Origin of the sequence: Streptosporangium sp. NPDC006013 (assembly GCF_040614275.1) — a bacterium.
Taxonomy (GTDB): domain Bacteria; phylum Actinomycetota; class Actinomycetes; order Streptosporangiales; family Streptosporangiaceae; genus Streptosporangium.
In genome coordinates, this window is sequence record NZ_JBEXUE010000034.1 from 12,471 (window position 1) to 37,463 (window position 24,993).

General features: G+C 68.6%; 23 protein-coding genes. 9 read left to right on the top strand and 14 right to left on the bottom strand.

What is annotated here, in order from left to right; genetic code table 11:
• The first annotated feature begins 160 nt into the window (after nucleotides 1-160).
• Nucleotides 161-850, top strand: a complete 690-nt coding sequence (locus ABZ260_RS08125; RefSeq protein ID WP_355614215.1) for a hypothetical protein — start codon at nucleotides 161-163, stop codon at nucleotides 848-850.
• A gap of 73 nt (nucleotides 851-923) precedes the next feature.
• Here the strand turns inward: ABZ260_RS08125 and ABZ260_RS08130 are convergent, their stop codons facing one another.
• From ABZ260_RS08130 to ABZ260_RS08160, 7 genes are all read right to left on the bottom strand, one after another.
• Nucleotides 924-1,250, bottom strand: a complete 327-nt coding sequence (locus ABZ260_RS08130; RefSeq protein WP_355614218.1) for a hypothetical protein — start codon at nucleotides 1,248-1,250, stop codon at nucleotides 924-926.
• Nucleotides 1,250-2,173, bottom strand: coding sequence for an alpha/beta hydrolase (locus ABZ260_RS08135; protein WP_355614221.1), 924 nt, complete (start codon nucleotides 2,171-2,173; stop codon nucleotides 1,250-1,252). The genes ABZ260_RS08130 and ABZ260_RS08135 overlap by 1 nt, the downstream gene beginning before the upstream one ends.
• 26 nt (nucleotides 2,174-2,199) lie before the next feature.
• Complete coding sequence (locus ABZ260_RS08140) at nucleotides 2,200-4,575, bottom strand: CoA transferase (protein ID WP_355614224.1); 2,376 nt, start codon at nucleotides 4,573-4,575, stop codon at nucleotides 2,200-2,202.
• Between the two features lie 75 nt (nucleotides 4,576-4,650).
• Nucleotides 4,651-5,949, bottom strand: a complete 1,299-nt coding sequence (locus ABZ260_RS08145) for an amidohydrolase family protein (RefSeq protein ID WP_350929219.1) — start codon at nucleotides 5,947-5,949, stop codon at nucleotides 4,651-4,653.
• A gap of 104 nt (nucleotides 5,950-6,053) precedes the next feature.
• Nucleotides 6,054-6,560 carry a DoxX family protein gene (locus tag ABZ260_RS08150; RefSeq protein WP_355614227.1) on the bottom strand — a complete coding sequence of 169 codons (507 nt, stop codon included), beginning with the start codon at nucleotides 6,558-6,560 and terminating at the stop codon, nucleotides 6,054-6,056.
• Nucleotides 6,560-6,886, bottom strand: coding sequence for a hypothetical protein (locus ABZ260_RS08155; protein ID WP_350929215.1), 327 nt, complete (start codon nucleotides 6,884-6,886; stop codon nucleotides 6,560-6,562). Before ABZ260_RS08155 ends, ABZ260_RS08150 begins: the two co-directional genes overlap by 1 nt.
• Before the next feature lie 105 nt (nucleotides 6,887-6,991).
• Nucleotides 6,992-8,491 (bottom strand): long-chain fatty acid--CoA ligase, encoded by a 1,500-nt coding sequence (locus ABZ260_RS08160; RefSeq protein ID WP_355614230.1) that lies wholly within the window; start codon nucleotides 8,489-8,491, stop codon nucleotides 6,992-6,994.
• A gap of 330 nt (nucleotides 8,492-8,821) precedes the next feature.
• Between ABZ260_RS08160 and ABZ260_RS08165 the strand changes: the two genes are divergently transcribed.
• The 4 genes from ABZ260_RS08165 (at nucleotide 8,822) to ABZ260_RS08180 (ending at nucleotide 12,590) form a co-directional block, all read left to right on the top strand.
• The gene (locus ABZ260_RS08165; RefSeq protein WP_355614233.1) at nucleotides 8,822-9,979 is read left to right on the top strand and encodes a thiolase family protein; all 1,158 of its coding nucleotides are present in this window, start codon (nucleotides 8,822-8,824) and stop codon (nucleotides 9,977-9,979) included.
• Entirely contained in the window at nucleotides 9,976-10,443 is a 468-nt protein-coding gene (locus tag ABZ260_RS08170; protein WP_355614236.1) for an OB-fold domain-containing protein, read from the top strand. Before ABZ260_RS08165 ends, ABZ260_RS08170 begins: the two co-directional genes overlap by 4 nt.
• A 64-nt stretch (nucleotides 10,444-10,507) precedes the next feature.
• Nucleotides 10,508-11,971, top strand: coding sequence for an MFS transporter (locus tag ABZ260_RS08175; RefSeq protein ID WP_355614239.1), 1,464 nt, complete (start codon nucleotides 10,508-10,510; stop codon nucleotides 11,969-11,971).
• Nucleotides 11,972-12,119: 148 nt separating this feature from the next.
• On the top strand, nucleotides 12,120-12,590 hold the full coding sequence (locus ABZ260_RS08180) for a GNAT family N-acetyltransferase (protein ID WP_355614242.1): 471 nt from the start codon (nucleotides 12,120-12,122) through the stop codon (nucleotides 12,588-12,590).
• 132 nt (nucleotides 12,591-12,722) lie between these two features.
• On the opposite strand, the gene ABZ260_RS08185 is transcribed toward ABZ260_RS08180, so the two are convergent.
• Nucleotides 12,723-13,061, bottom strand: a complete 339-nt coding sequence (locus ABZ260_RS08185) for a hypothetical protein (RefSeq protein WP_355614245.1) — start codon at nucleotides 13,059-13,061, stop codon at nucleotides 12,723-12,725.
• Between the two features lie 160 nt (nucleotides 13,062-13,221).
• The gene (locus ABZ260_RS08190) at nucleotides 13,222-13,629 is read right to left on the bottom strand and encodes a hypothetical protein (protein WP_355614248.1); all 408 of its coding nucleotides are present in this window, start codon (nucleotides 13,627-13,629) and stop codon (nucleotides 13,222-13,224) included.
• A gap of 423 nt (nucleotides 13,630-14,052) precedes the next feature.
• Here ABZ260_RS08190 and ABZ260_RS08195 point away from each other — a divergent pair, with 423 nt between their 5' ends.
• On the top strand, nucleotides 14,053-17,817 hold the full coding sequence (locus ABZ260_RS08195; RefSeq protein WP_355614251.1) for a helix-turn-helix domain-containing protein: 3,765 nt from the start codon (nucleotides 14,053-14,055) through the stop codon (nucleotides 17,815-17,817).
• 147 nt (nucleotides 17,818-17,964) lie between these two features.
• Here the strand turns inward: ABZ260_RS08195 and ABZ260_RS08200 are convergent, their stop codons facing one another.
• The 3 genes from ABZ260_RS08200 to ABZ260_RS08210 all read right to left on the bottom strand — a co-directional run bounded on the left by ABZ260_RS08200 (nucleotide 17,965) and on the right by ABZ260_RS08210 (nucleotide 21,154).
• A complete protein-coding gene (locus ABZ260_RS08200) occupies nucleotides 17,965-18,978 on the bottom strand; it encodes a hypothetical protein (RefSeq protein ID WP_355614275.1) in 1,014 nt (337 codons plus the stop codon).
• 285 nt (nucleotides 18,979-19,263) lie between these two features.
• Nucleotides 19,264-19,872 carry an RloB family protein gene (locus ABZ260_RS08205; protein WP_355614254.1) on the bottom strand — a complete coding sequence of 203 codons (609 nt, stop codon included), beginning with the start codon at nucleotides 19,870-19,872 and terminating at the stop codon, nucleotides 19,264-19,266.
• Nucleotides 19,856-21,154 carry an ATP-binding protein gene (locus ABZ260_RS08210; RefSeq protein WP_355614257.1) on the bottom strand — a complete coding sequence of 433 codons (1,299 nt, stop codon included), beginning with the start codon at nucleotides 21,152-21,154 and terminating at the stop codon, nucleotides 19,856-19,858. Before ABZ260_RS08210 ends, ABZ260_RS08205 begins: the two co-directional genes overlap by 17 nt.
• Before the next feature lie 470 nt (nucleotides 21,155-21,624).
• Between ABZ260_RS08210 and ABZ260_RS08215 the strand changes: the two genes are divergently transcribed.
• Complete coding sequence (locus tag ABZ260_RS08215) at nucleotides 21,625-22,167, top strand: hypothetical protein (RefSeq protein WP_355614260.1); 543 nt, start codon at nucleotides 21,625-21,627, stop codon at nucleotides 22,165-22,167.
• Between the two features lie 160 nt (nucleotides 22,168-22,327).
• On the opposite strand, the gene ABZ260_RS08220 is transcribed toward ABZ260_RS08215, so the two are convergent.
• Entirely contained in the window at nucleotides 22,328-22,528 is a 201-nt protein-coding gene (locus tag ABZ260_RS08220) for a DUF397 domain-containing protein (protein WP_355614263.1), read from the bottom strand.
• A 93-nt stretch (nucleotides 22,529-22,621) separates the two neighbouring features.
• Nucleotides 22,622-23,434 carry a GntR family transcriptional regulator gene (locus ABZ260_RS08225; RefSeq protein WP_355614266.1) on the bottom strand — a complete coding sequence of 271 codons (813 nt, stop codon included), beginning with the start codon at nucleotides 23,432-23,434 and terminating at the stop codon, nucleotides 22,622-22,624.
• Nucleotides 23,435-24,169: 735 nt separating this feature from the next.
• Between ABZ260_RS08225 and ABZ260_RS08230 the strand changes: the two genes are divergently transcribed.
• Together ABZ260_RS08230 and ABZ260_RS08235 are read left to right on the top strand one after the other, a co-directional pair.
• A complete protein-coding gene (locus ABZ260_RS08230) occupies nucleotides 24,170-24,556 on the top strand; it encodes a hypothetical protein (RefSeq protein WP_355614269.1) in 387 nt (128 codons plus the stop codon).
• Nucleotides 24,553-24,873 (top strand): hypothetical protein, encoded by a 321-nt coding sequence (locus ABZ260_RS08235; protein ID WP_355614272.1) that lies wholly within the window; start codon nucleotides 24,553-24,555, stop codon nucleotides 24,871-24,873. The genes ABZ260_RS08230 and ABZ260_RS08235 overlap by 4 nt, the downstream gene beginning before the upstream one ends.
• Nucleotides 24,874-24,993: the final 120 nt, after the last annotated feature.

A 24,993-nucleotide genomic window follows, 5' to 3' on the forward strand; every position in this document is an offset into this window, starting at 1 on the left:
GCTTTACCTCCGGAAATGTCGAATACCTCAACACTTCCGGTCGAGCCGCTCCGACACATCGCGCCCGGGTGGAGCGACAGATCCCCCATCCGGGGGATAGGTCAGTGGGTGACGGGACGGCCGTGCCGTCGGCGCCGCGCCCGCCACTAGACTTGAGCCCGTGGACGACGAGCCCGAGGCAGAGATCGGTGCACCGCTCCCCGCCACCGCCTACACGGTTCTGGGCGTTCTGTCGGTCCTCGACGAGGAGCTGTCCGCCGCCGAGATCAAGGTCCGGTGCGACTACACGCTGCGCTGGTTCTACTGGTCCCCCGCCATCAGCCACATCCGCCGGGAGCTGCGCAGACTGGGGGACCTGGGGCTGGTCACCGAGCGCGAGGTGACGATCGGCAGGGTCAGGCGGAGCACCCTGTACCAGACCACGGAGCGCGGTGAGGAAGTGCTCCGGCAGTGGGTCTCAAGCCCGCCGGTCGACGAGCCGGTGATGCTGAAGAACCCCGCGCTGCTCCGGGTCTACCTCGGCAGGTTCACCGAGCCCTACGAGCTCGTCAAGATCCTCGATGACCGGCTGGAGCAGCTGGAGGAGCAGATCAAGGACCTCGTCTGGGGCAAGAGGCGCAGCCACGAGCTCGGCCTCGACGAGGAGGAGCGTGTCCAGTACGGGACCGCGATCGGCGACTACCTGCTGCGCGCCGCCCACTTCGAGTACGGCAACGTGCGCCAGTTGCGCGATCGCATCGCCGACTACGACCCAGACCATCCGGAGCTGAAGGTCACCCGCCCGAAGGGCCTGCTCCGGCGCCGCCTGCGCCAGCACGACGCGCCACCGGAGGACCTGCCCGACGAGTGACCGGGCATGCCGGAGCCACCGATCTCGCCGAGGCGGCCGGTGGCGGCGGTGCGTTCCCGCGAGCGGCGGACGGTCAGTTCTCCTCCGAGACCACCCCCAGGTACGTCCCGTAGACGCCGAGCCGCTCGCCGTCACGCTCGATCTCCCCGAGCAGCCGGCTGCGCGGGGAGACCTCGCCGTCCAGCGGGAGCACGCTGAACCGGACGTGGACGGGCCGGGAGGTCTCGGGGTCGGTGATGTCGACCCAGACCGCGACGCCGCCCTTCACCTCGTCCTGCTCGACCTTCGTCACGCGGTGCCGCGAGGTCAGTTCGAGGAAGGTGTGCTCGCCGGTCAGGTCGAACCGGACGGGCGCGCACAGCTCCCCCTGCCGCGGCGGAATGCAGAGACTGATCGCCATCACTCGGCTCCTTCATCATCTTGGTCGCGTAGGAAACGGGTCACCGCGTCGGCGAGGCCGCGGGGATTGCTGGTCTGGATGGTGTGCCCGGCGTCGGGAATCCGTTCCCAGCGAGCGCCGGGGATGAGCGCGGCGAGTTCCGCCGCCCCTTCGTCGCTGAACACCCGGCTGCGCTCGCCGCGCAGCACCAGGGTGGGGCAGGTGATCCGCGCGGCGGCCTGTCGCAGTTCGTCCGGAGAGGCGATCCTGCCCGTCTCCGGATGGAACTGTGCCGTGTCGTGCTTCCAGGTGAGCAGGCCGTCGTCGGTCCAGGTCAGGTTCTGGGCCACCCCTGAGGTGGCCGCCTCCCGGGTACGCGGCAGCACGCCGGAGAGGAAGGCATCGGCCTCGTCGAGGTCGGCGAAGAACGGGCGCCGGGAGATCAGCTCGTTGACGGACCGGCCCGAGGCGGCGTCGATGTCGGGGCCGACGTCGACCACGACCAGCCCGGCCAGCATCGCCGGGCGCCGGGCGGCCCAGACCAGGGCCGCCATGCCGCCCATCGAGTGCCCGATCAGGACGACCCGCCGGGCCTCGAAGCTCGCGGTCACCGTGTCGAGGTCCGCGGCGATGGCGTCGGTGCCGTAACCGCCGGGCCCCGCCCAGTCGCTCTCCCCGTGCCCGCGCAGGTCGAGCGCGACACAGCGCCCGAGTCGCCGAAGCAGCGGCCCGACACTGTCGAAGGAGTGCGCGTGCAACCCGCCGCCGTGCAGGAAGAGCAGCAGCGGCTCGGTGGCCGGGCCTGGCCACTCCAGGTAGTGCAGCCGCACCCCGTCGTCGGCCCGCACCAGGCCCTCGGCGGGGAGCACCACGTCGGCGGGGTCGACTCCGGCGGCCGAGGTGAGCGCGGTGAGCCGCTCGAACTCGCTCGCGAAGGAGTGCATCCGCAACGTGCGTACCGAGGGCCGCCTCACAGGCCCGCCGGCCGGGTACCGATCACCTTCTCCTCGGCCAGGACCCGGATCTCGTCGGAGTCCATCCCGAGGATGCCGGTGAGGATCTCCTCGTTGTGCTGGCCCAGCAGGGGCGCCGGAGTGTGGAACCACGGCTCGCCGACACTGGCGAGGCGGAACGGCAGCCCGGCGGTCAGGAACTCTCCGGCGGTCGGATGTGTCACCGGCTCCCAGAACCCGCGGGCGGTGAGCTGCGCGTCGGTCAGCAGGTCGGCGGCGGGGCTCACCCGCGCGGCGGCGACACCGGCCGCCCGGAGCCGGTCCACCGCGTCGCCCACGTCGACACGCGCGCTCCATGAGCCGATCGCCTCGTCCAGCTCGTCGGCCGACGCCCGCCGGCCCGGCTCGTGGGCGAGGTCGGCGCGGCCGGCCAGATCGTCCCGGCCCAGAAGCCGCGCGAGCGCGGGCCAGGCGTCGTCGTCGAGCAGGGCCAGGGCCACCCACTCGTCGTCCCCGGCGCAGCGGTAGACCCCCTGCGGGCCGGCGCCCGGACCGCGGTTGCCGTCGCGCCGCAGCTCCCGGCCGTTGACGCTCGCCTCCAGGAGTGCCTCGGCCGCGACGTTGAGCGCGGCCTCGACCATCGTCGACTCGACCTGCATGCCTGCCCCCGTGGCATCGCGGACCTCGAAGGCGGCGATCGAGGCGAACGCGGCGTGCAGCCCGGCGAGGGGGTCGCACACGCCGCGGGGGATCAGCGGCGGACCATCGGCCGCACCGGTCATCCATGCCATGCCGCCGGCCTGCTCCATCGTCTGGGCGAAGCCCACCCGGTCGCGCCACGGCCCGTCGAGGCCGAACGCCGGCATCCGGATCATCGTGACGCGCGGGTTGGCCGCCCTGATCGCGTCCCACTCCAGGCCGAGATTGCTCATCACCCGGGGGGAGAAGTTCTCGATGACCATGTCGGCGGTGGCGATCAGGCGCAGCGCCACCTCGCGGGCCCGGGGCAGGCTCAGCTCCAGGGTGAGGTCGAGCTTGTCGCTGTTGTTGCAGAGGAAGAACAGGCCCCACTCCCACCACTGGTCGACGGTCGGGGGCCGGCCGCCGGAGAAACGCATCCCGTCGGGGCGGCGCAGACCCTCCACCTTGATGACCTCGGCGCCCAGCGCGGCGAGGGTCTGGGTGGCCGAAGGACCGGCCCAGAAGGCGGTGAAGTCCACGATCCGCAGCCCCGCGAGCGGACGGGCCGCCGGGTCGGCCGCGTCCTCGGCCGCCGGGACCCGGTCTCGTACCGGCCAGCTCACCAGGCCGTCGTGCGTACCGAGGTCCGGCACCTCGCCGGGGTCGACGGTGCCGAACGCCTCGCTGCGGTAGGGAACCCGTGGCTGCGGGTGGCCGCTCGCGTTCTTGACGAAGACGCCGCGCTCGCGGAAGTGGTCGATCTCGGTGACCGTGGTCGGGGTGCCGATGGGCGCGACGGGGATGCGCAGCGCGGCGGCGAACTCCACGATCTCGGCCGTGGTTCGGGTGGCCGCCCAGTTCTCCACCATCTCGGCGAACTCCTCCCGCCGCCGCAGGCGGCCGGCGAAGGAGGCCAGGTCGGCGTCCTCGACCAGGTCGGGACGGTCGATCAGCACCAGGAAGTCGGCGAACTGCTGGGCGGTGATGGTGCAGAACCCGACCAGGCCGTCGGCGGTGGGGACGATCGAGGGCAGTTCGAGGTTCCTCGGCGGCAGGCCCTGCCCCCCGTCGGGGAGGCCGGCCGCGACCGCGGACAGGCCGCCCATCGTGATGACCATGGCCTCGAACGTCGACACGTCGACGACATCACCTTGCCCGGTACGCCTGCCTCGGCGCAGCGCGGCGGCGGCGGCGACGGCGCCGTAGGAGCCGGCCACCCACTCGCCGATCCGCCCTCCGGCCTGCAGCGGCATCTCGCCGGGCCAGCCGCGGCCGCCGATGGACCCGCACATCGCCTGCAGTACGAACTCGTTGACCGGCAGGTCGGTCTCGGCGTAGGGCCCGTCGAGGCCGAAGGGGGTGATCGAGACGACCACCGTCGCGGAGCCGGGTGGCAGCAGCCGGCGTACGGCGTCGACGTCCCAGCCCGCCGATCCGTCGGTGACGACGAGATCGACGTCGGAGAACAGTTCCGCGGTGCCGGACACCACGGACTTCTTGCCCGCGTTGAGATAGCCGAACAGCGCGCCGCTCCGGTCGGCGGCGGGCTGGAAGCCCGACGCGCTCCACCGGCGCATCGGATCACCTTCCGGTGGCTCGATCTTGACCACTTCGGCGCCGGCGTCGGCGAACATCTTGCCGCAGTAGGAGGCGGCGATGCCCGCCGAGATCTCCAGGACTCTGAGTCCGGCGTAGGGGGTGCGCTGCGTCATCTCTACCTCGCGTGGTGATGTGGGGGGATACGGCGCCCGCCCGAGGGGGACGGGCGGGCGGCCGATCACTGGGGGTCAGGCGTCCTGGCGGGTGCGGGCCTGGCCGAACCGGGTCATCCGGGCCCAGGCGTCGCGGTCGCGCTGGCTGGCCTCGCGGCCGACATGGGTGACCACGTCGACGTCGGTGGCCAGCGACCGGAGGTATCCGGCGGTCGCCTGCTCCCTGGGGATGTGCTTGAAGGGGTCGAAGGAGTAGGCCTTCATCGCGTTCTCGTGGGTGATCTTGTTGATCACCGAGTCGGGCAGGTGGCCCATCGTCTCGATGACGTCCTCGGGCGCGAAGGGCCAGTTGCTGTCCGAGTGCGGGTAGTCCGACTCCCAGAACACGTGGTTCTCGTTGAAGTGGTCGATCAGCTGGGGGCCGACCTTGTCGGTGATGAAGCAGGTGTAGAGGTGCTTCTTGAACACGTCGGTCGGACCGGTGTAGCCCTCGGGGAAGGTGGCGTTGGTCCAGCCGGAGTGGCGGTTGAGCACATGCTCGGAGCGCCAGAGGAAGTAGGGGATCCAGCCGATGTCACCCTCGGTGAGGGAGAACTTCAGGTTGGGGAACTTGCCCCAGAACTCTGCCCAGATCAGCTCAAGCAGGGTGTACGTGCTCATCATCGAGGAGATGGACATCGCCACGCTCGGCGGCGCGTCGGAGGAGATCATCGGCATCCGCGAGGACGAACCGACGTGGCAGCACAGCACCGTGTTGTTGTCCGAGGCCGCCTTGAACAGCGGGTACCAGTAGTCGGTGTGGATGCTGGGCATGTTCAGCGCCTCGGGGTTCTCCGAGAACGTGACGGCGTGGCAGCCCTTGTCGGCCAGCCGCCTGATCTCCTTGGCGGCCTCCTCCACATCGAACAGCGGCAGGATGCCGCACGGGATGAACCGGCCGGGGTGGGCGCCGCACCACTCGTCGACGTGCCAGTCGTTGTACGCCTTGATCATGATCAGGTTGAGGTCGCGGTCCGGCCCCTGGTTGAGCACCTGCCCGGAGAACCCGGTCCAGTTCGGGAAGTTCAGGCCCGCGAGCTGGCCGCCCGCGTTCATGTCCCGGACCCGCTCGTCGACGTTGAAGCAGCCGGGCCGCATCTCGTCGTAGCTGCTGGCGTCGATGTTGTACATCTCGCGCGGCTTGCCGGCCACCGCGTTGAGGCCCATGTTCCGGCCGCGCAGGTCGCCGTAGTACCACTGCTGGACCCCGTCGTCCTCAAGAATCACCCGAGGGGCCTGGTCCTTGTACCTCTCGGGGACATGGGCGTGGAACATGTCCGCGGGCTCGGCGATGTGGTCGTCGACACTGATCAGGATCAGATCGTCCTTGTTCATTTCAACCTCCGTTGGTCGGTCCTGCCGGGCAGGACGGATGGGGGTGCGGCCCAGACCCCTGTTTCGGATACGAGCCGGAGCAGATCGGGGAATGGGAGCGGGGCTCAGGCCCGCTCCCGTACCGGTCGCCAGGTCGCGAGGAGCAGCGCGGCCGAGCCACCCACGCCGACGAGCAGGGCGACCGCCAGCCGGATCCACCCGTCGGCGAGGGCGTCGATTCCCAGCACCGCGTCGAGCGAGGCTCCGCCCGGACCGGCGAGGGCGATCGCGAGGCAGGTCACCGCGAGCAGCAGTACGTACTCGTAACCGTCCTTGAACACGAAGAAGCCGTTGCGGGCGTGGGCGGTGAGTCCGGCGACGACCGAGACACCGACCAGCGCGCCCGCCGCCACCGGTGTCAGCAGTCCCAGCGCGAGTGCCGTGCCCGCCGCCACCTCCACCACGACCGACATGACGGCCTGCAGCCTGGGATGGCGCATGCCCAGGCCCGCGAACCAGCGGGCCGTTCCGGCGAGCTTTCCGCCGCCGAAGGCGTGGTTGAGACCGTGCACGATGAAGATCACTCCGACCGCGGCGCGGACGAGGAGGACGGCGCCGTCCGTCGGCCCCATCAGTCGCTGGCCGGGAGCGGCTTGGCCTCTTTGAGGACGAGGTCGGTCTCGCCGTCCGACAGCGAGCCCTCGCCGCCCACGGTCACCAGCACCTCGACGGCGTCGTCGTCGGGGTGGGTGTAGCGCTTGCCGAGCAGTGACCCGCGCATCCGCTCCGCGGCGGGTGTCACCTCCGCTGAGCCGGACGCGTCACGTCCGAGCATCGGAGCGCCGCCGCAGCAGAGCGACAGCGGGCGCGTCCCCGGCCGGACGACGATGACCTCGGTGGCGCACACCTGACTCTTCAGGCGCAGCCCGGCGCGGAGGCCGACGGCCTCGGTACTCATGATCGACTCCTTCGTTGAACGGGTACCCGCGCGGCTTTTCGCAGGTTCGGGGACCGGTACGCGGCACACGTCCGCGACATCGGCCCTCGTTGGACGGGCACTGGCTCAGCTCTCCGCGGGCGGGCCGAGCTGGGCGACGAGGTGGCGGCGGATGATCTTTCCGGTCGGCGTGTAGGGAAGCTCGGCGCGGAAGACGACCTCGTCGGGTGTCCGGGAGCCGCGCAGCAGGCCGCGGACGTGCGCGCGCAGCTCCGCGACATCGGCCTGTGCGTTCTCGCGCCGGACGACGACCGCGACGAGTCGCTGGCCCCACTCGTCGTCGGGCACCCCGACGACCGCGACCTCCGCCACCGCAGGGTGGGTCAGCAGCGCGTCCTCCACCTCCGCGGGCGCGATGTTCTCCCCGCCGCGGATGATGGTGTCGTCGTTGCGGCCGCTCAGGAACAGGTAGCCGTCCTCATCGAGACAGGCGAGGTCGCGGGTGGGGAACCAGCCGTCGGCGTCCAGCACCGAGCCCGCTCCCCGGTACTCCCCGGACACCTGCTCGCCGCGGACCCACAGCTCGCCGGTCAGTCCCGGGCCGAGGACCGATCCGTCCTCCGCCCGGATCTGTGCCTCGATGCCGGGCACGACCTGACCGGCCGAGCCGAGCCGAGCCCGCAGGAGCGGATCGTCGGACTCGACCGCCTTGCGGTGATCCTCGGGCCCGAGTACGGCGATGGTGGAGCTGGTCTCGGTCAGGCCGTAGGCGTTGGCGAATCCGGTCTCCGGAAAGGCGCGCAGGGCCTGTTCGAGCACCGGCAGCGGCATGCGCGCGCCACCGTAGGCGAGCGAGGCGAGCGCCGGGCAGTCCGCGTCCGCCCCGCCGAGATGCTCGACGACACGCGCCAGCATGGTGGGCACGACCATCGCGCCGGTCACCTTCTCCGAGCGCACGAGCTCCAGCCAGCAGGCGGGGTCGAAGTCCGGCAGGTAGACCATCCTGCGGCCCGCGTACACGTTGGTCAGGGCTGAGCCGATCCCGGCCACGTGGTACGGCGGGACACTGACCAGGGCGCAGTCGCGCTCGTCCGCCGTGGCGAACTCCACCGTGCCCAGGACGTAGGAGAGCAGGTGGGAGTGGCGCAGCACGACGCACTTGGGGTCGGCGGTGGTACCGCTGGTGAACAGCAGGACCGCGGCGGAGCCGGGATCGGCCTCGGGGCCGGGCACCGGCTCGGTCGCTCTGGCGGCTGACAGCCACTCCTCGGCCGCGATGACGCGGTGACCGGTGCTCCTGGCGATCTCGACGTACCGGGAGTCCGCGATGACCACCGGTGCGTCCAGCCGATCGAGCAGGCCGCGCAGCACATCGCGAGGCAGCCGATAGTTCAGCGGGGCCAGCGGGAGTCCGGCGGCGGCGCCGGCGAACAGCAGGGTGGGCAGCAGCGGTGAGTTCTGGCCGATGAACGCGACCGAACCCGCGGCGCCCTCCCGAAGCAGGGTGGCCCCGGCGTTCGCGTCCCGCTCAAGGCCGGCGAAGGTGATGCCGTCCGCTCTGCGCCCGAGGGCGACGCGGTCCGCGAACGCGGCCGCCGCCATGGAGAGAAGCATGGAGATGCTCACAGGGCCTCCGTGGTCCGTGGCGAATTGCGACCAGTAGAACTCGGACCTTTAGTCCTGTCAACCCTCAAGATTGGAACCGTTTGCCGGGAAGAAGTTAGGGCTGCCTAACTTGATCTTCTTTGCAGAATGCCCGGTTCTGTCGGGTTTTTTGGGCGGAGGTATCGGACTATCGGTGCAACATCACTTGGAGTTCGCACAGTCGCACCCCTTGACGTAGTGAGGAACGCTGAATCTAATAGGTCCATAGTTTTGTGGTGGGAATCACTTCCTGGGGTGGTTGTACATGCATGTGAGACAACGAGTCGGAACCCTGGCGCGGAGGATGAGCCGGTGACCGCCGGCCGCGCGGCGATCGCCGGGGTGTTCAACACCCCGCAGGCGCGACGCCTGGAGAACTGGACGACCCGGAAGCTGATCGCGTCGGCCGCCCTGGGCGCCCTGCGTGACGCCGGGCTCACGCTCGCCGACGTCGACGGGGTGATCACGGAGGGGGATTCCTCCGCGCTCATCTACGACCTGCGACTCGGACCCGCCTGGCAGGGACGGGGATTCGGCCTCGACGCCGTCGTCGAGGCGGCCAACGCGATCGAGGGAGGTCAGGCCGACGTCGTCCTCATCGTCGCGGCCGCGGCCGGGGTGTACGTCGACCGGGACGCGACCGCGCCGTGGACCCGGCCGGAGAACGAGTTCGTGGCGCCCTGGGGCCTCTTCACCGCCGCGGAGTTCGCCCTGATCGCCCGGCGGCACATGACGACCTACGGGACGACCCCCGAGCAACTGGCCATGGTCGCCGCGACCATCCGCAACAACGGTCACCACAATCCCGAGGCGGTGTACTCCGGGCGCGGCCCGTTCAAGCCCGAGGACATCCTCGCCTCCCGGATGATCGCCGACCCGTTCCACCTGCTGGACTGCTCGATGACCTCCGAGGGCGGGTGCGCGCTGGTCCTGGTCGCCGCCGACCGGCTGGCCGACCTCCCTGCCAAGCCCGTCCACGTGCTGGGCGGCGGCGCGGACTACTACGGCCCCGCCTACCAGTTCCCGCCCAGCTGGGACCTGGCCGGCCGTCGCGGCGGCCCGGTCAACGGCCGGATCGGCGGGCGGGCGGCGGACCGGGCGTTCCGGCACGCCGGCCTGGACCGTTCCGACGTCGACGTCCTCGAACTGTACGACCCGTTCTCATTCGAGATCATCCGCCAGCTGGAGGCGTTCGGCTTCTGCGAGCCGGGCGAGGGCGGTCCGTTCGTCGAGGACGGGCACATCGCCATCACCGGCAGCCACCCGGTCACCACGGACGGAGGAACGATGTCGTTCAGCCACGCGGGCGGGTCACCGCAGATGTTCCAGCGCGTCATCCGCGGTGTCCAGCAGCTCCGTGGCGAGGCGGGACCGCTGCAGGTACCCGGAGCCGAGGTGGCGCTGTGCAGCGGCGCCGGAGCCGGAGCCCTGTTCAACTCGGTCGTTCTGCTCGGCACGGAGGCATCATGAGCACACCCCTGGCTCCCCAGCACGGTGAGCTGCCGCACGCCGAGCCCACCGAGCTGAGCGCCCCGTTCTGGAACCGCTGCGCGGAGGGAACGCTGACCTTCCAGCGCTGCGCGGCCTGCCGGTCGATCAACTTCCCGCCGGTCGAGGTCTGCCGCGAGTGCCTGGGAACCGACCTCGGCTGGGAGGAGAGCTCGGGCCACGGCACCCTCTACAGCTGGACGGTCGTGCACCGGCCGGTCACCGCCGCCTTCACCCCGCCCTACGCGCCCGCCATCGTCGACCTGGACGAGGGCTACCAGATGGTCACGGACCTGATCGGAATCGCACCCGAGGAGATCACCGCCGGGATGCCGGTCGAGGTCGACTTCCACGAGGTGAGCCCCGGACTGCACCTGCCCTACTTCCGGCCGCGCCCCAGCCGGCCCCTGTCCCGCGAGCCTCGCGAGGCTGAAGAGGAAACCTGACCGGCTTCGCCTCCGCACTCCCCACCCCCCGCCGCAGTGCTCCCGGATGCGAGGAGAAACAAGAATGTCATCACCCTCCGGTACGTCAGCCGCCAACCTGCCACCTCGATCGATTCCGGTCGTCATCACGGTGCTGCTCATCGCCGAGATCGTCAGCGCCTTCGAGACGACCATGGTCTACAACGCCCTGCCCCGGTTCATCACGGCGTTCCAGAGCAACGCCGCGGACGTCAGCTGGAGCGTGACGGCGTTCCTCCTCGTCGCGGCCGCGTCCGCCGCGCTGTGCGGCCGTCTCGGTGACGTCTACGGGCGGCGGAAGCTCCTGATCATCGTGCTGCTGCTCTCGGCGGTGGGGTCGCTGATCAGCCTCTCCACCGGCACGCTGACCGGCGTGATCGTCGGCCGGGCGATCCAGGGAGCCGCCGGGGCGATCCTGCCGCTCTGCTTCGGCCTCGCCCGCGAGATGCTGCCGGCCAAGCGGGTGCCGGTCGCGGTCGCGGTCATCGCGGGTGCGGCGCTCATCGCCGGAGCGTCGGGCAACCTCGTCTCCGGCCTGCTGCTCGACCTGGCGGACTGGCACCTCATCTTCGTCTTCGCCGCCGCCCTGGCGCTCATCGCCGCCGCGGCCTGTCTGGTCCTGCGACCCTCGACCGTCGTCGCACGAGTACAGAAGATCGACTATGTGGGTGGTGTCCTCTTCGCCCCCGCCATCGCGCTGGTGCTGTTCGGGGTCACCCAGTCCCGTAGCTGGAGCTGGGGAGACGCCAGGACGCTTGGTTTCATCCTGGTCGGGCTGGCGATACTCGCGGTCTGGGCGTGGTGGGAGCTCAGGGTCGACGATCCCATGATCAATATCCGGCTGTTCTTCCAGCACAAGCTCGCCCTGACGATGCTCGCCACCGCGGTCCTCGCGCTCGGTCCGCTCGGTATCAGCGGGTTCCTCTTCCCGCTGATGATGCAGACGCCGGAGGCGGCACCGGTGGGTCTCGGGCTGAGCCCGAGCGTCGCGGGGATGTTGGCCTTCTCCACCTCCATCATCGGCTTCGTGCTCACCCCGGTCAGCGGGCGTGTCTCGGCGGCCGCGGGGGCCCGGCTGTCACTGATGATCGGCGCGGCCGTCGGTGTGGCGGGCGTCGTGATGCTCGCGGTGCTGCACAAGAGCGTCGTCGGCCTGGTCGCGAGCACCCTCGTCCTCGGCATCTCGACGGCGTTCGTCTACACCGCGCTGCCCAACCTGGTGGTCGAGGCGGTCCCCGCCGAGAACACCAGCGAGGCGACCGGCGTCAACGTCGTCACCCGCACCGCCTTCCAGGGCGTCGCCACCTCGGTCGGGGCCGTGCTGCTCGCCTCCGCCACCGTGCCGGGGACCACGTTCGGAACCGAGGCGGCCTACTTCAAGGTGTTCGCCCTGATGGGGGTCTGCTGCCTGATCACGTTCGTGATCGGCATGGTCATCAAGCCCGGGAGGGAAACGGCGCAACCCGCGGCGCCCGGGGTCGCGACCCCCGTGGCGGCGCAGGCCGACTGACGGCCGGCACCGGTTCAGGGGCCCCGGGACGACGACGTCCCGGGGCCCTGCCCCCTGGCCCCCACCTCGGGGCGGTCGCCGAGGTCTTTCGGCGGTACGGCCCCCGGTGCGCCGGAATTGTCACTCCCCGGTGCCAGACTCGCTCGGCATGAGCGACGATGTGCGGCTGAGGGATGTCGAAGAGGCCGATCTGGAGCTGTTCTTCGAGCACGAGCACGACCCCGAGACGGTCCGGCGGTCGAAGTTCGTCCCCCGGGAGCGGGAACGCTTCATGACCCACTGGGCCACCAGGGTCCTGGGAGACCCCACGAACCTGGTGCGGACGGTCACCGTGGACGGCGAGGTGGCCGGCAATGTCGTGTCCTGGTCGGAGGGGGACATGCGCTTCATCGGATACGTGTTCGGCCGGCGATACTGGGGCCGGGGCATCGGCACCCGGGCGGTGACGCTCCACCTGCGACAGGAGCGGACCCGCCCGCTCTACGCCGACCCCTTCAGTGGGAACACCGGTTCGGTACGACTACTGGAGAAATGCGGCTTCCGGCGCACCGAGACGGTCCGGTATGGCGAACACGAGCACATCATGCTCGTGCTGGACGCGTCCTCCTCACCCGTCTGATTCCGGGCGCGTCCGCGGATGCGGTGTATGAGCATCCGGGCCTGGGGGCCGGTCATGTTCGAAGAGCGCGGCGAGGGCAGGTGATGGGCCGGTGCCGCTACCGGCGGGTAGGGATCCCGCAGGGAGCCGCTTTCAGCAGGTGACGGTCCTTTCGTACTTCGCGAACGCGGCTTGGGGGACGAACGCCCAGAATCTCCGCTGGTTGTTCTTCATGGTGAAGCACCAGCTGTCCTTGCCTCGCTTGACGAGCACCTTCACCCTCATCGTCCTGCCGCACTTGTTCGTCAGCATGACTCCCTGACGGATGATCAATTGGCGCTTGACGCAGGACGGAGCGGTGCCGGCCGACGCGGACGCCGACCCCGCACCGGCGGTCGTCGGCGGTGCCGCGCCGGCCACGCCCGCAGGCGTCAGGGCGAGGGCCGCCGAAGCGACGACGACGGCAGTGGAAATTTTCAGTGTGCTGAGCATGGGGACTGTCTCCTGGTGTCGGCTCTCTACGAGAACGGTGTTCGGAACTTGGGACGACGATCCGCGGACGCGGTCACAGGGGCCCGTGCCGTCTCGGCGGACGGCACGGGGGAACGGCTTGCTGTGCGGATCCGGGGACCGTTGAGCCTGGGGAACCCTGTCAGCACCAGGGCGAGAAGAGGCAATAGAAGTACCTCTTGTGGTTCCAGAGCAAGGCCCTGAAGACCCTGGGGAGCGCGTTGAACGCTGCGGAGTAGCGGACCCATCCCCCCCTCGCCGCCTTCTCCAGCTTCGACCACACCCACGCGCCGCCCGCCTTCATCACGGCGTGGCAGGCCAGCCGCTGCTTCCAGCCCTTCACCCGGCTGCATGAGAACTTCTTCGCCGCTGCCACGGTTGCCGGAGTGACCGCTCCTAGCGTGGGAGCGAGGTTCTCCGATGCCGTCTGCACGACCATGACGTGCGCGGAGCGCGTCACGGGGGCCGCATGGGCCGGCGCCGTACTGGCCAAGGTCATGACCGCAGCACTTGCGGCCAGGGCCAGTCCTGCTTTTTGACGCATGTTCATGCTTGCCGCCCTTCCTCTGGTCTCGCCGGCGGCACTCTGCTGCCGGCCGATGCGCCATCGGGCGAAACGCGGGTCTGTACCGCACTCGCTGTTGTCCGACGGCCTTCGAGGCCTGAAGTTATGCGGCGCCTATTTGTTTGGCAGCCCTGTTCAGAGCCCCAAACAAACAGATCGAGGGGGCGATCGACGACCTCGCCGACCAGCGGCATGTGGACCCGGTGGGTACCGCCTGCGTCAAGACGCGGCGCCCGCGTACCCATGCATGCGCCCATCGGCCTGCCCGTCGGACGTCGCGTCTCGGGCAGGCCGGCCAGATGCTACCCCCGCGGGAAATCGGCCGAGAAAGTCGCGCCAGTGCGGACGATTATGTAGTTTCGATTTCTCTAGCGACCTTTGTCGTCCAGTGGGTGGAGCGCCTGAACAGTGGGTCGTCGCGAAAGACCGCTGGATCCCGCGGATGGACCTGTTCCGGGCTTCGCCTACGCGCTGCGGAAACTTCGCCAGGAGGCCGGTGGCATCACCTACCGGGACATGGCGCGGCGCGTGGGTTATTCGGTCACCACCCTGTCCCAAGCGGCCGCCGGCGAACGCCTGGCCTCGCTGCAGATCGTCCTCGCCTACGTGGAAGCGTGCGGTGGCGACCTGGCGGAATGGGAAACCCGCTGGCGCGGCGTGACCGCGGAACTGGCGCGTGAAATGCGAGACGACGATGGGGCTGTGGCGTCTTACCTGGGCCTGGCCTCCTATGACGCCGAGGACGCGGCCCGTTTCTTCGGGCGCGAACGGCTGGTTCGGGAAGTAGTGGACCTGCTGGAACTGCGCCGTTTCGTGGCGGTTTTCGGGCCGTCCGGCAGCGGCAAGTCCTCCTTGCTGCGGGCCGGGGTCGCGCCGGCCCTGCGGGCGTCGTCGTTCCCACCGCCGAAGGTGGTGGTCATCACCCCGGGCGACCACCCGATGCGGCACGCCGACCGGCTGCTCGCCGACGAGTCCGCCGGCGGATCACTGGTAGTGGTGGTGGACCAGTTCGAGGAGGTGTTCGCGCTCTGTCGCGACCGGCGCGAGCGTGCGGAGTTCGTGGACATGCTCGTCGGTGCACGGCGTCCGGCAAGCGCACTGCGGGTGATCATAGCCGTCCGGGCCGATTTCTACGGGCGCTGCGGCGAGCACCGCGAGCTCGCCGAATCCCTGCGCGACGCCGGCCTGCTGGTCGGGGCCATGACCAGGGACGAGTTACGGGAGGCGATCGTGCGGCCGGCCATGGCCGACGGCCTCACGGTCGAACGCGCGCTGACCGCGGCGATCATCGCTGACGTCGCCGACGAGCCCGGCGCGCTGCCGCTGATGTCGCACGCGCTGCGTGAGACCTGGCGGCGCCGCCGGGGCAAGATGCTGACGCTCGATGCCTACGAGAGCGTGGGCAGGGTGCAGGGGGCGACCGGTCACACCGCCGAGGAGCTGTACGGGCGCCTCTCCCCGGTCCAGGCCAGAATCGCCAGGCGCGTCCTGCTCCGGCTGATCAACCCTGGAGAGCAGGCCGAGGACACCCGCCGTCCGGTCTCCCGCGCGGAACTGGATCCTCTGGGAGACGTCGACACGGGACTCGTCATCGAGCTACTGGCCGGCGCCCGGCTGCTGACGCTTCATCAGGACACCGTGGAGGTGGCCCACGAGGCCCTCATCGGGGCGTGGCCACGGTTGCGGGGCTGGGTCGACGAGGGTCGCGATCGTCTGCGCGCGCACCGGCAGCTGTCCCAAGCGGCCGCGGCCTGGGCCGAGCACGGCCACGACGCCGGCGTCCTGTATCGGGGCGCGCGCCTGACCGTCGCCGAGAAACTGCTCGCCGAGTCGGAACATCGTGGCGATCTCACGCCCCTGGAGAACGACTTCCTCCGGGCGAGCGCGGCCCGTGCCCGGCGTGCCTCGCGCCTGCGGTCCGGCATCGTGGCCGCCCTGGCCGTGCTGCTGATCGTCTCCGTGGCCGCGTCGGTGGACGCCGTACGGCAGGCCGACCTCGCCCGGGGGCGGCTGGAGGAGACGACGGCCCGGCTGGTGGCGCAACGCGCCGCAACCCTGCGCCTGACCGATCCGGGGCTGGCCCGCCGGCTGAGCGCCGCGGCGTGGCGGATCTCCCCTGTCTCCGAGGCCAGGGGAGAGCTGGTCGACTCGATGGCGAGCCCGATGGTCGACGCCTTCACCGACCCATACGGCACCGCGGGGTCGCTGTACACGCTGAGCTCCGACGGAGCCGAACTGGCGTCCTACACGCCCGGCCGGACGGGCGAGCCGGGCACCCTTCGCATCCACGACCTTGCCCGGAAGAAGCAGGTCGCCGACATGCGCTGGGAGCGGGAGGTCATGGCTCTCGCGTTCAGACCCGGAACGCGCACCGTGGCGGTGGCGGACCTCTCCGGGGTGTGGCTGTGGTCGGTCCACGGCCCGGCGCCGAGCGGCTCACCCCTCATCTCCTGGCAGGATCCGGACCTGCCCGACATGTGGTTCAGCCCCAGTGGCCGTTTCCTGACCATCTCGGGAGTGGACGCCACGGAGACGTGGGACGTCGAGAGGCACACCCGGGTACTGTCCGAAGAAGTCGTTCACATCAGTCCGGACGACCGGCTCGCGTTGGTGATCCCTCCCCGGGCTCGGGATCTGATCGCGGAGGAGACATCCGACTCGGACGCCGCAGCCACCGGTGGTTCGCGGTCTGCCCGTCGCCTTGAGCTGTGGGACCTTGTGCGTGGCAAACGCGTCGACGCACCCTGGTTGCCGGCCAATGCCACCACCGGCGCGTTCAGCCCGGATGGCCGGCTGCTCGCCGTCTCCGCCCGCGAGGACGGCGTCCTGCTGTTCGACATCTCGACCGGCAAGGAGGCGACCGAGGCACCCATGTACGCGCCTGCCGAACGGCTGGAGTTCAGCGGCGACGGCCGTTTCCTCACCGGGACGGACACCGAGGATCGGGTGAACCTGTGGAGCATACGCAAGGGCATGTCCGATGGCATGCTGCTGGCGAGCCTCTCGCTCCCCCCGGGGACACTGGCTCCGCTTCATCGGATCTCCCACGACGGGCACCTCCTCCGAGTGGCGGACCCGTCCGGGACGGTGCAAACGTACGATCTCTCAGCGCACACCACCGCGCTCGGCACGTTCGCCCCGGGAAACAACGACGAGCGGCGCTTCAGCCCCGACGGCCGCTTACTGGCCGTGGCGGCCGGCAAGCAGGAGGACTGGGAGGTCAAGATCTGGGACGTCGCCACCCGGAAACCCCTCGGCGCCGCGATCCAGCCGGATGACCCGCCCCTTTCGAGGGACCCATCTCTTCCCGGGGCGGGGCCGTACTCGCCGGTGTTCAGCCCCGACGGACGCACGCTGGCGCTCATCCACGCCCAGTCGACCGTGGTGACGTTCTGGGACGTCGCGACGAGGGCCCGCACAGGCGACTTCACCGTGAGGCGTCAGTCGGCGGACGGAGTACGCGATCTGGTGTTCTCCCCCGAGGGAAGGACCGTGGCGGTGAGCTCCTTCTTCGAAAGCCAGGACGACGTCGGAGAACTCGAACTGTGGGACGTCGGGAGCCGGACGTGGCTCAGGAGCATCGGGATGGACGCCGCGGGTGTGACCTTCCTGCCCGACGGACGGCGATTGCTGGCCCGCGAGGGATCCTTCCTCACCGATACGCGCCGGTCGCCCGGAACCGCGGGAGCAGTGCTGGACCTCGTCACCGGGAAGGTGTCGCCGTACCAGGCCGACGCCCGCGCTCGGGGAGAGATGATCCTGTCGCGGAACGCGGCCGCGACCGGTGACGCGTCCGGTCGTGTGACGTTCTGGACCGGGGGGTTGCACGAGCAACTCGCCCCGCCGCAGGTCGCGCACACGATGGCCGTCTCCGCTCTCGTGCCCTACCCGCCGGGCGACATGTTCGCGTCCGTCTCCGACAAGGACGTCATGCTGTGGGAGTGGCAGGGGCACCGGCAGATCGGTTCCAGGGTCGAACTCACCTCCGACCTCGTCGCCACCGTGGCATTCAACCGGACGGCGCTGCTCATCTCCCATCAGGATGGAAGGCTGCTGGAGATCACCGTCGCCCCTGATGCCGCCGCCGCGGCGATCTGCGCCAAGGATGGGGCGCTGTCCCGCCCCGAGTGGGATGTCCACATCCCTGAGCTGCCTTACCTGGATACATGTTGAGGGGGCCGCCAATAGCACTTCAGGAGCTTGGCCACCCCCTGCACGCTGTGGCCTCCTGGGTGAAGCGGCGGAGTCAGTGGTCGTCACCACCAGTTGGCATGGCACCGCGCCCGCCCTCTGGGCGGACGCGGCGGGAACGGGAGCCGGCTAAGTGATGGAGGAGCGGATGGTGCCGGTCCAGAGGTTGGCGGCCTTCTGGTAGACCATGAGCAACTCACGGTCGAAGTACGGTGAGACGCCGGTGTCGTACCGGTTGTCGCCATCGGTGTCGGAAACGCTGATCGTGATGCCGTTGAGATAGCCGGTGTGGGTGTCGTTCGTGTACTGGGTCAGCCACGAGGAACCGAGAGAGCCTTCACCGGTGAACGGGGAGTCCACCCCGATGGGCCGGTCCGCAGGGAGGCCCGTGACCTCCATCGCGAACGTCGATCCGGTCGACCGTTCGAGGCTCTCGCCCGGGTAGGGCCGGCTGCCGTCGGGGTTGGGGCCGGCGGGGTAGCCGAAGACGTCGACCGTGGGCGCGAGCGGCTGGTTGAACGCGACCCCCTGGCCGCCGACGTTGTCGGCCAGCCTCCCGGTATCGGTCAGCACGTCCGGAGAAGAGAGGACGACGCCGTTGTACACGGTGACGAAGGCGAGGTCGCGGTCGTAGTCCCGGATGTCGTCGAAGTCATGGTGAATGAGGCCCTGCTTCCCGACGTACAGGCCGAACGGGGTCGTGCCCTCGGAGTAGTCGGGGACGAAGACCCACTTGGCGAGCGCGCCGGCCGGGGCCTCGACGTCCAACAGGCAGTGACCTGCCGTCGCGACGAGGTTCCGGTATTTCGACTGCACGGACGTGCCGGTGCACCAGTGCGGCTGGAGGTCGCTGCCGATGAAGAACACCTTGCCCGAGGTCGTGGGCATTCCCCCCTCCGGCGAGGCAGGCTCCTCCACTGGCGGGATGGAAACCGGGGGGCCGTCCGGGACGATGTCCGTGGACAGGCGTTCCCCGGCGACCGCGGTCCGCACGGCGTACGGCGTGGCGTTCTTCAGGTTGGCGGCCCCGTCGGCGAGCCAGAACCTCGCGACCTGCTGAGCCGCCGTCACAGTGGGAGCCAACGGGACCACCACCACACTCGCGGCCTGTGCCGGCCCGGTGACGACGGTGGAACCCAACACGCTCAAACCGATCCCCAACGCGATCAGTGCACGCCTCAAGGGCGATCTCCCGTCCAGTCATGGGGCGTCTTCGCGCCCCGTCAGCGTGGAGAGCCGGCCGATCGACACGGCCGGCGAACAGCAAGATCGTAACCTCGACTGGAGCTCTGGTCCAGAAATTTTGGATCACATGTTCGACGCATGGGATATGTGTTCGACCTACAGTTCGAGGGGTGGGGTATCGGCAGCGGCTAAATCAACCGCATGAGCCGGGACCCAAGCCTGCTGACGGCACCCAGCGTTCTTTCAGGACCTACCCGCGCCGGTGGACCGCCCGATCGCTTCGGGTCGGCCTTGAATGCTCGCGACCAATCGCCAGACGCTGGTCGAAGGATTCAGCATCGGATTCTTCCCGTCAGGGCTGATCTGCTGTGCTCTGGCATACGCGGAATCAACCTTGTCTGCGAAGTCAGAAAATCTAGTGTTGCCCTCGCTCCAGAAAGGGCTGATCTTCTTCAGCATTTTCTTGGCGTCGTCGGCTGACTGAAACGGCTTGGTGTATTTGGCATGATGAAGGATCAGCCAGAATTCAAAGGACGGCGTAGAGAGTCCGAGTTCGACCGAACTTCCCTGTGCTGCACGCAGCATCGAAGCTGTGAGCATTTTGTCCAGCTCTGTGTCCAGGACACACCAGACGGCATCGTATTCGGCCGACACCCGGCTGACCGCTTCGCGTACCGCGGAGATGTGATCCCCTTTGGGTATGTCCACATCGAGCTGAGGACCGCGACGCGACCGCATACCAGTGAAGTAGCCTTTCTCGGTGGGCCCTTCACACAAGATCAGGAAACTGGAGCGCTCTTCCCTCGGGTTGCGTCTGTTCCGCCCCATTCGGGTTTCAGTGCTGATCTTCACCGGTTTGGCCGTCCGGGGGGACATCGCCTACCTCTCCGCGCCTTGAAAGCGCAGCAGCGAAAAGCTCGTCATTGACAATCGGGACAGCACCGTAGCGGCCGGTCAGGTATCTCCGCTCCCGGTTCTCGTCCTTACGTGGTTTGAAATCAGACAAAGGGAACAGCTCCGTCGCGCCACATTCGTCTTTCTCGGTGAACCAGACATGGTCTCGATGGAGCACTTCCTCGCCCTGGACCCGGCCGAGCAGTGTGGCATCGTGGCTGGTGAAGATGAGCTGGGCTCCCAGCGGGTTGGTCTCCGGTTCCCGAAACAGCTTGACCAGCTGGGCCGACAGGTATGGATGCAGGCTTGAGTCGAGTTCGTCCACGATGAGAAGACTCCCTCGGTCGAGCGACCTGAAGACCGGTATTCCTATTTCATAGAGAGCCTGCGTCCCAAGAGATTGGTCTCTCAATCCCAGAGCGAAGGTGCCTCCTTCTCCCCGATGCTGGAAGAATATGTCCTTGCGTCGCTGAGATGGGTATCTCTCGGCCCCTCCCGGGCGAGCGGAGCGCTCGGCGAACTCCTCAGCCGTCTCTTCGATTATCTCGGCCGACTCGATTCCGGTGTCCGCGGCCCGCAGCAGTGACGTCAGTCGATCAAGATGACCGGAGCGGTCGAGAAAATCCGCGCTGAAAGCCGAACTGCGAAGATGGCGCATCATCGCAGCTTTACGATCCAGGACACTCGTGAACCAGTCGTAAACCGCCCTGACCAGATCCTGCTTAGACCTCGCCGCGACCGACATGAAGAGCACGTTGGACTCCGTGATCTCCTGCACTCGTCGCATGGACTCCGGAGAGTGATCTCCATATGAGTAATCTTCGAACTGCCGATGGAAAATCACGCGCTTCCGCTTCTGCGGATAGCTGTACATCCACTCTTCGGTCACCTGCACGTCGTCTACCGAAAAACCGTAAGTGTGTCTGACCCCTTCGAGGAAGAGATCCACCACATATGTGGACGGTTCTTCACGGCTGGCCGGATCCAGCGCGAAGGGGTACCGCCGGATGCCGGTGCCTGGCTCGCTCTCTTTGAGAGAGCCTCGTACCAGGTTTCGCATATAGACCAGCGCGTCGATGACGTTGGACTTACCAGAGGCATTGGGGCCGAAGATTCCGATCACCGGGACGGTCTCCCGGTCGACATCAACCGGACCGTCGGCACGGTAGCTGGGCGTCAGTGACAACTGTTGCTCGTCACGGAGCGATCGGTGGTTGGCCATGCGGAAATTCAGCAACATCGGCGCACTGACCTCCTTTCCACACGGGTTCTACCCTCGGTTGCGTGGAAGAACCACACAAACGAGCGTGAGCAACTGTACGGGACCAACCACCGACCGGATGGGGAGATCACCAAAACCCGCTCTGATTCGGACAACAGGAAGACGTCACATCACCCACAAAGGCGATCACCACCCGGAGGCGCCTATCGCTGTGGGGCGGAGGCATGCTCGCGTGTCACGTCGAGCTTTTAGGTCCGGTACGTCGCTTTTTGGGCTGTTACTGAATCTGAAAGCTCAACGTGACACGTAATCATGCCTCTGACCTGCACTGACAGGAATCCTCTGGGTAACGCCCACTTTGATCACCAGTACCTGCTGGTTCAGGGGCACCGCGCGGAGCACGTCGAGGATGAAGGCCAGGGGTGTCGTACTCCTGGAATTGACCAGAAACCCAGACAGCGCCGAGCCGTTGTGGTGAAATGCGCCGAATGGAGCGAGTGCGGCAGTTGGTGGGCGAGATGCTGATCTACTGTTTCGTCGTCATCCTGCTCACCGGCGGCTTCCTGGCCTTCTTCTACACACCGAGCAACCAGATGGTCCCCTACAGCGGCTTCTACGAGCCGCTGCGGGGTGTCCCAGTGAGCGCGGCCTACGACTCGATCCTGAAGATCAGCTCCGAGGTGCGTGGCGGCCTGCTCATCCGGCACCTGCACCACAGCTCCTCGGTCCTGCTCGTCCTGGGAACCGTCGTCTGGATCCTGCTCGGCCGATTCCGTTACGCCCTCGCGGCCCTGGGTCTGGTCCTGCTCGGCGGTCTGGCCGGCTACGGCTCCGCCGACGACCTGCTCACCGGAACCGTCCTGGAAAAGCTGCCCACTCCCTGGTGGTACGGCTTGCATCTCCTGACGGCGCTGGCCGTGATCACCGTACTGGTGCTCTCCTCTCGCCGCGAGGCCAGCCGAAGCCCGAGAACGCTCCGCTTCGTGGCATTGAGCCTCGGCCTCACCATTCTGGTGATCTTCTTCCTCTGACCGGCTACCGGCTCGCGATGAGGATGAGCTTCCAACCGCCGTTCCGAGGCTACTGGTGACCAGAGGTTGGCATTACCCGTAACACATCTGCCCTCCCAGGTCAGAGACATGATCACAGGTAACGTCGAGCTTTCAGATTCAATACGGCACTTGCGTTCGGTCAGATTTCTTCGCTGCGGATGCCCGTGAGGAAGTTGTGCCAGGCCGTCGGGGAGAAGGTCAGCATTGGGCCGGATGGGTCCTTGCTGTCGCGGACGGCGATGAGGCAAGGCAGGTTGGTGGCCACCTCCACGCAGTTGTCGCCGCCGCCGCTGAGGCTGGACTTGTGGAACTCGGCACCAGATAGGTCAGGGGCGATCATGTTCACTCCTTACCGCGACAAGAAACGCCGCGGATTCCTCGGGGGATCGGCTCTGGTTGTTCCGGCGAAAAATCTAGTTGAAGCCGTCCCCGCTCAGCTGGGGATGGCGAAGGTGTAGGACCAGACGAACCGGCTCGCCGCGTGTACACCTCGGGCGTATTCGACCACGTGGCCGTCGGCCGTACGGGTGACGCGACACAGCTCGACGACGGGTTCGCCGGGTGGAAGGTCGAGGAGCAGGGTCTCGTCAGCGGTCGGCATCCGAGCGCGGAGATCTTCGGTGATCTCGCACGGGGAGAGCCCCTTGTCGGCCAGCACCCGAAACCCGCCGCCCTGTCCGGCGATTCCCGGCGAGGGGTCGACCAGGGGCGTCCCCTCGACGTCAGCCGGGCGATAGTACGAGGTCATCGTATGGGTGGGGTTGCCCTCGCGGGTCACGACACGAGCCCGCTCGTACACCGGCGCCCCGGCCTCGACGCCGAGCGCGGCGGCGACGGACTCGTCAGCGGCGACCAAGGACACTTCCTGCGTCTGGTGCCCTTGTTGCTGAGTGGCGTCGCTCTCCGGGACCTCGGTGGCGAATGCCTGGACAGTGGTCTGTTCCCAGCGGTGGCGCGCGTACCGCTCTGGGCCAAGCCGCCGGATCGGGTGCGACTCGCGCACGTAGGCGCCGGAGCCGTGTCGGGTGGTCACCAGCCCCTCCGTCTTGAGCAGGATCAACGCCTTGCCCGCGGTGGTGCGGGATACCTCGTAGCGCTCGGCGAGATCTCGGACGGAAGGCAGTTTTTCACCCGGTAGCAGGCGCCCTGAAGCGATGTCAGCCCGCAGATCGGTCGCTATACGCCGTGCGGGCGAATCCGAATCCATGTGCACGTACATCACCATACCCAAAGTGTCGTAGGCCATTTCCTTGACGGCCAGCCTTGGCACCCTCTAGCGTCAAGTGTCATACGACACTCTACGACAGGCCTGGCCGACGCTGGAACACCGGACAGGCCATTGATCAGGAAGGTTCTCCGGCCCGTGACCAACCCTGGCGTTCCGGTGCTCAACCGGCTGGAGAAGAGCTGCTGCGGTTGTTTCGCCGATGCCCCGCCGATGCCGATGGGGTGTGCCGTCTGTGGCCATGCCCCTTACGCGCATGGCTGTCCCGATCGGCCCGCCGATCACGAGTACGCCCAGCCCTCCGGTGACCTGTTGGACATCCGGCTGCGGGTCCGTCGTACCGGAGACCGTTCCCTGCCGTGCTTCGAGCGGCCCGTCCCCGCGGCCCCGGCCGGGATGGTCCCCGCTCAGCGGTCCGCCGAGGCAGTCGTGCCGATCTCCGCTCAGCGCCGTCTTGAGCGGAGCCCGGCCGTCGAGCCGTCCCTACCAGCGTCGCCGCCTCGGCGGAGGCGCTGTCGTCCGCGTCCGGCGCCCGCTCCCACCAGGCCGTCCCGGCTCGGATGCAGGCGCCGTCTCGCGTCCCGTCCGAGGCGAAGAACCACCTGCGCACTGAACCGCTCGGCGGTCACTCCGTCTTCGTGTCGGCCGCCCGGCCGGTACGGCGAACCCCTCCAGATCCTTCCCCGCTTCATGAAGCAGGCCCGCCCACCGCTACCAACGACCGGACGGGCCCTTGATCGGATCGAGGTCCAACCAGTGAGAGATGGTAGTTCCACCCACCCGGAGCCCACCAGCCCCGAGACGACGATTCCCAAGACGACGATTCCCGGCTGGCGGCTGATCCTCAGCGACGCCGGACGGCTGTGGGCCAGCCGGGAGCGGCCCTTCTCCAAGGTGGCCACCCACGCCGGGGCCGAACGAACCGTCGACGGCGACAGCCTGGAGGCGCTGCGGGCCGAGACCGACCGGCAGGAGACCTTCGCCCGCGAGGCGGAGGAGCAGGCGGCCCGCGAACAGGAGACACCAGAGGCTCCTGCCTCGAAGGAGCCGGAGCAGGAGACGCGAGAGCAGGAAACTCGGGAACAGGAGAGGCGAGAGCGGGAGATGCCGGAGCGGGAGCAGGCCGGGCGGGTGATCGCATGATCCGCCGCTGCCTGGCCGCCGCCCGGGGCCGTCACCGCGACGGTCGGACCGCCGCCCCGGTCCCGTACTACACCTGGGACCACGAGGCCCGCGCCGAGGCCGCGATGCTGGAGATCACCTGGCCAGGCTGGGCCGTGCTGTACGGCACCGGCAGCCGACTCTTCCACGCCATCGCCACCTGGCCCACCCCGGAACCGCTCATCATCTGTGACCGGACCATCGAGGGCCTGAAGACGCAGATGCGCGAGGCCGAGACGACCGCGCTCCTGCACCGCTGGGCGCTCACCTCCGGCTCGGCCACTATCGGCCACTTCTGATGAGCGGGCACGACGGCCCCATCCCTTCCCCGGTCCGGGGCCGCCGTGCCGTCCAAGACGTACCGCGTGAAGGTGAAACGCGGTGCGTGACGCGGGCGGGCCGGGGGCCCCCCCCCCCCC

Excerpts from the sequence above, each read along its gene's own strand:
- ABZ260_RS08190 (WP_355614248.1), bottom strand. The coding sequence starts at position 13,629 with ATGAACATGCGTCAAAAAGCAGGACTGGCCCTGGCCGCAAGTGCTGCG.
- ABZ260_RS08220 (WP_355614263.1), bottom strand. The coding sequence starts at position 22,528 with ATGATCGCCCCTGACCTATCTGGTGCCGAGTTCCACAAGTCCAGCCTC.
- ABZ260_RS08210 (WP_355614257.1), bottom strand. The coding sequence starts at position 21,154 with ATGTTGCTGAATTTCCGCATGGCCAACCACCGATCGCTCCGTGACGAG.
- ABZ260_RS08235 (WP_355614272.1), top strand. The coding sequence starts at position 24,553 with ATGATCCGCCGCTGCCTGGCCGCCGCCCGGGGCCGTCACCGCGACGGT.
- ABZ260_RS08150 (WP_355614227.1), bottom strand. The coding sequence starts at position 6,560 with ATGGGGCCGACGGACGGCGCCGTCCTCCTCGTCCGCGCCGCGGTCGGA.
- ABZ260_RS08175 (WP_355614239.1), top strand. The coding sequence starts at position 10,508 with ATGTCATCACCCTCCGGTACGTCAGCCGCCAACCTGCCACCTCGATCG.
- ABZ260_RS08140 (WP_355614224.1), bottom strand. The coding sequence starts at position 4,575 with ATGACGCAGCGCACCCCCTACGCCGGACTCAGAGTCCTGGAGATCTCG.
- ABZ260_RS08155 (WP_350929215.1), bottom strand. The coding sequence starts at position 6,886 with ATGAGTACCGAGGCCGTCGGCCTCCGCGCCGGGCTGCGCCTGAAGAGT.
- ABZ260_RS08170 (WP_355614236.1), top strand. The coding sequence starts at position 9,976 with ATGAGCACACCCCTGGCTCCCCAGCACGGTGAGCTGCCGCACGCCGAG.
- ABZ260_RS08180 (WP_355614242.1), top strand. The coding sequence starts at position 12,120 with ATGAGCGACGATGTGCGGCTGAGGGATGTCGAAGAGGCCGATCTGGAG.
- ABZ260_RS08185 (WP_355614245.1), bottom strand. The coding sequence starts at position 13,061 with ATGCTCAGCACACTGAAAATTTCCACTGCCGTCGTCGTCGCTTCGGCG.
- ABZ260_RS08135 (WP_355614221.1), bottom strand. The coding sequence starts at position 2,173 with ATGCACTCCTTCGCGAGCGAGTTCGAGCGGCTCACCGCGCTCACCTCG.
- ABZ260_RS08215 (WP_355614260.1), top strand. The coding sequence starts at position 21,625 with ATGGAGCGAGTGCGGCAGTTGGTGGGCGAGATGCTGATCTACTGTTTC.
- ABZ260_RS08225 (WP_355614266.1), bottom strand. The coding sequence starts at position 23,434 with ATGGCCTACGACACTTTGGGTATGGTGATGTACGTGCACATGGATTCG.
- ABZ260_RS08145 (WP_350929219.1), bottom strand. The coding sequence starts at position 5,949 with ATGAACAAGGACGATCTGATCCTGATCAGTGTCGACGACCACATCGCC.
- ABZ260_RS08130 (WP_355614218.1), bottom strand. The coding sequence starts at position 1,250 with ATGGCGATCAGTCTCTGCATTCCGCCGCGGCAGGGGGAGCTGTGCGCG.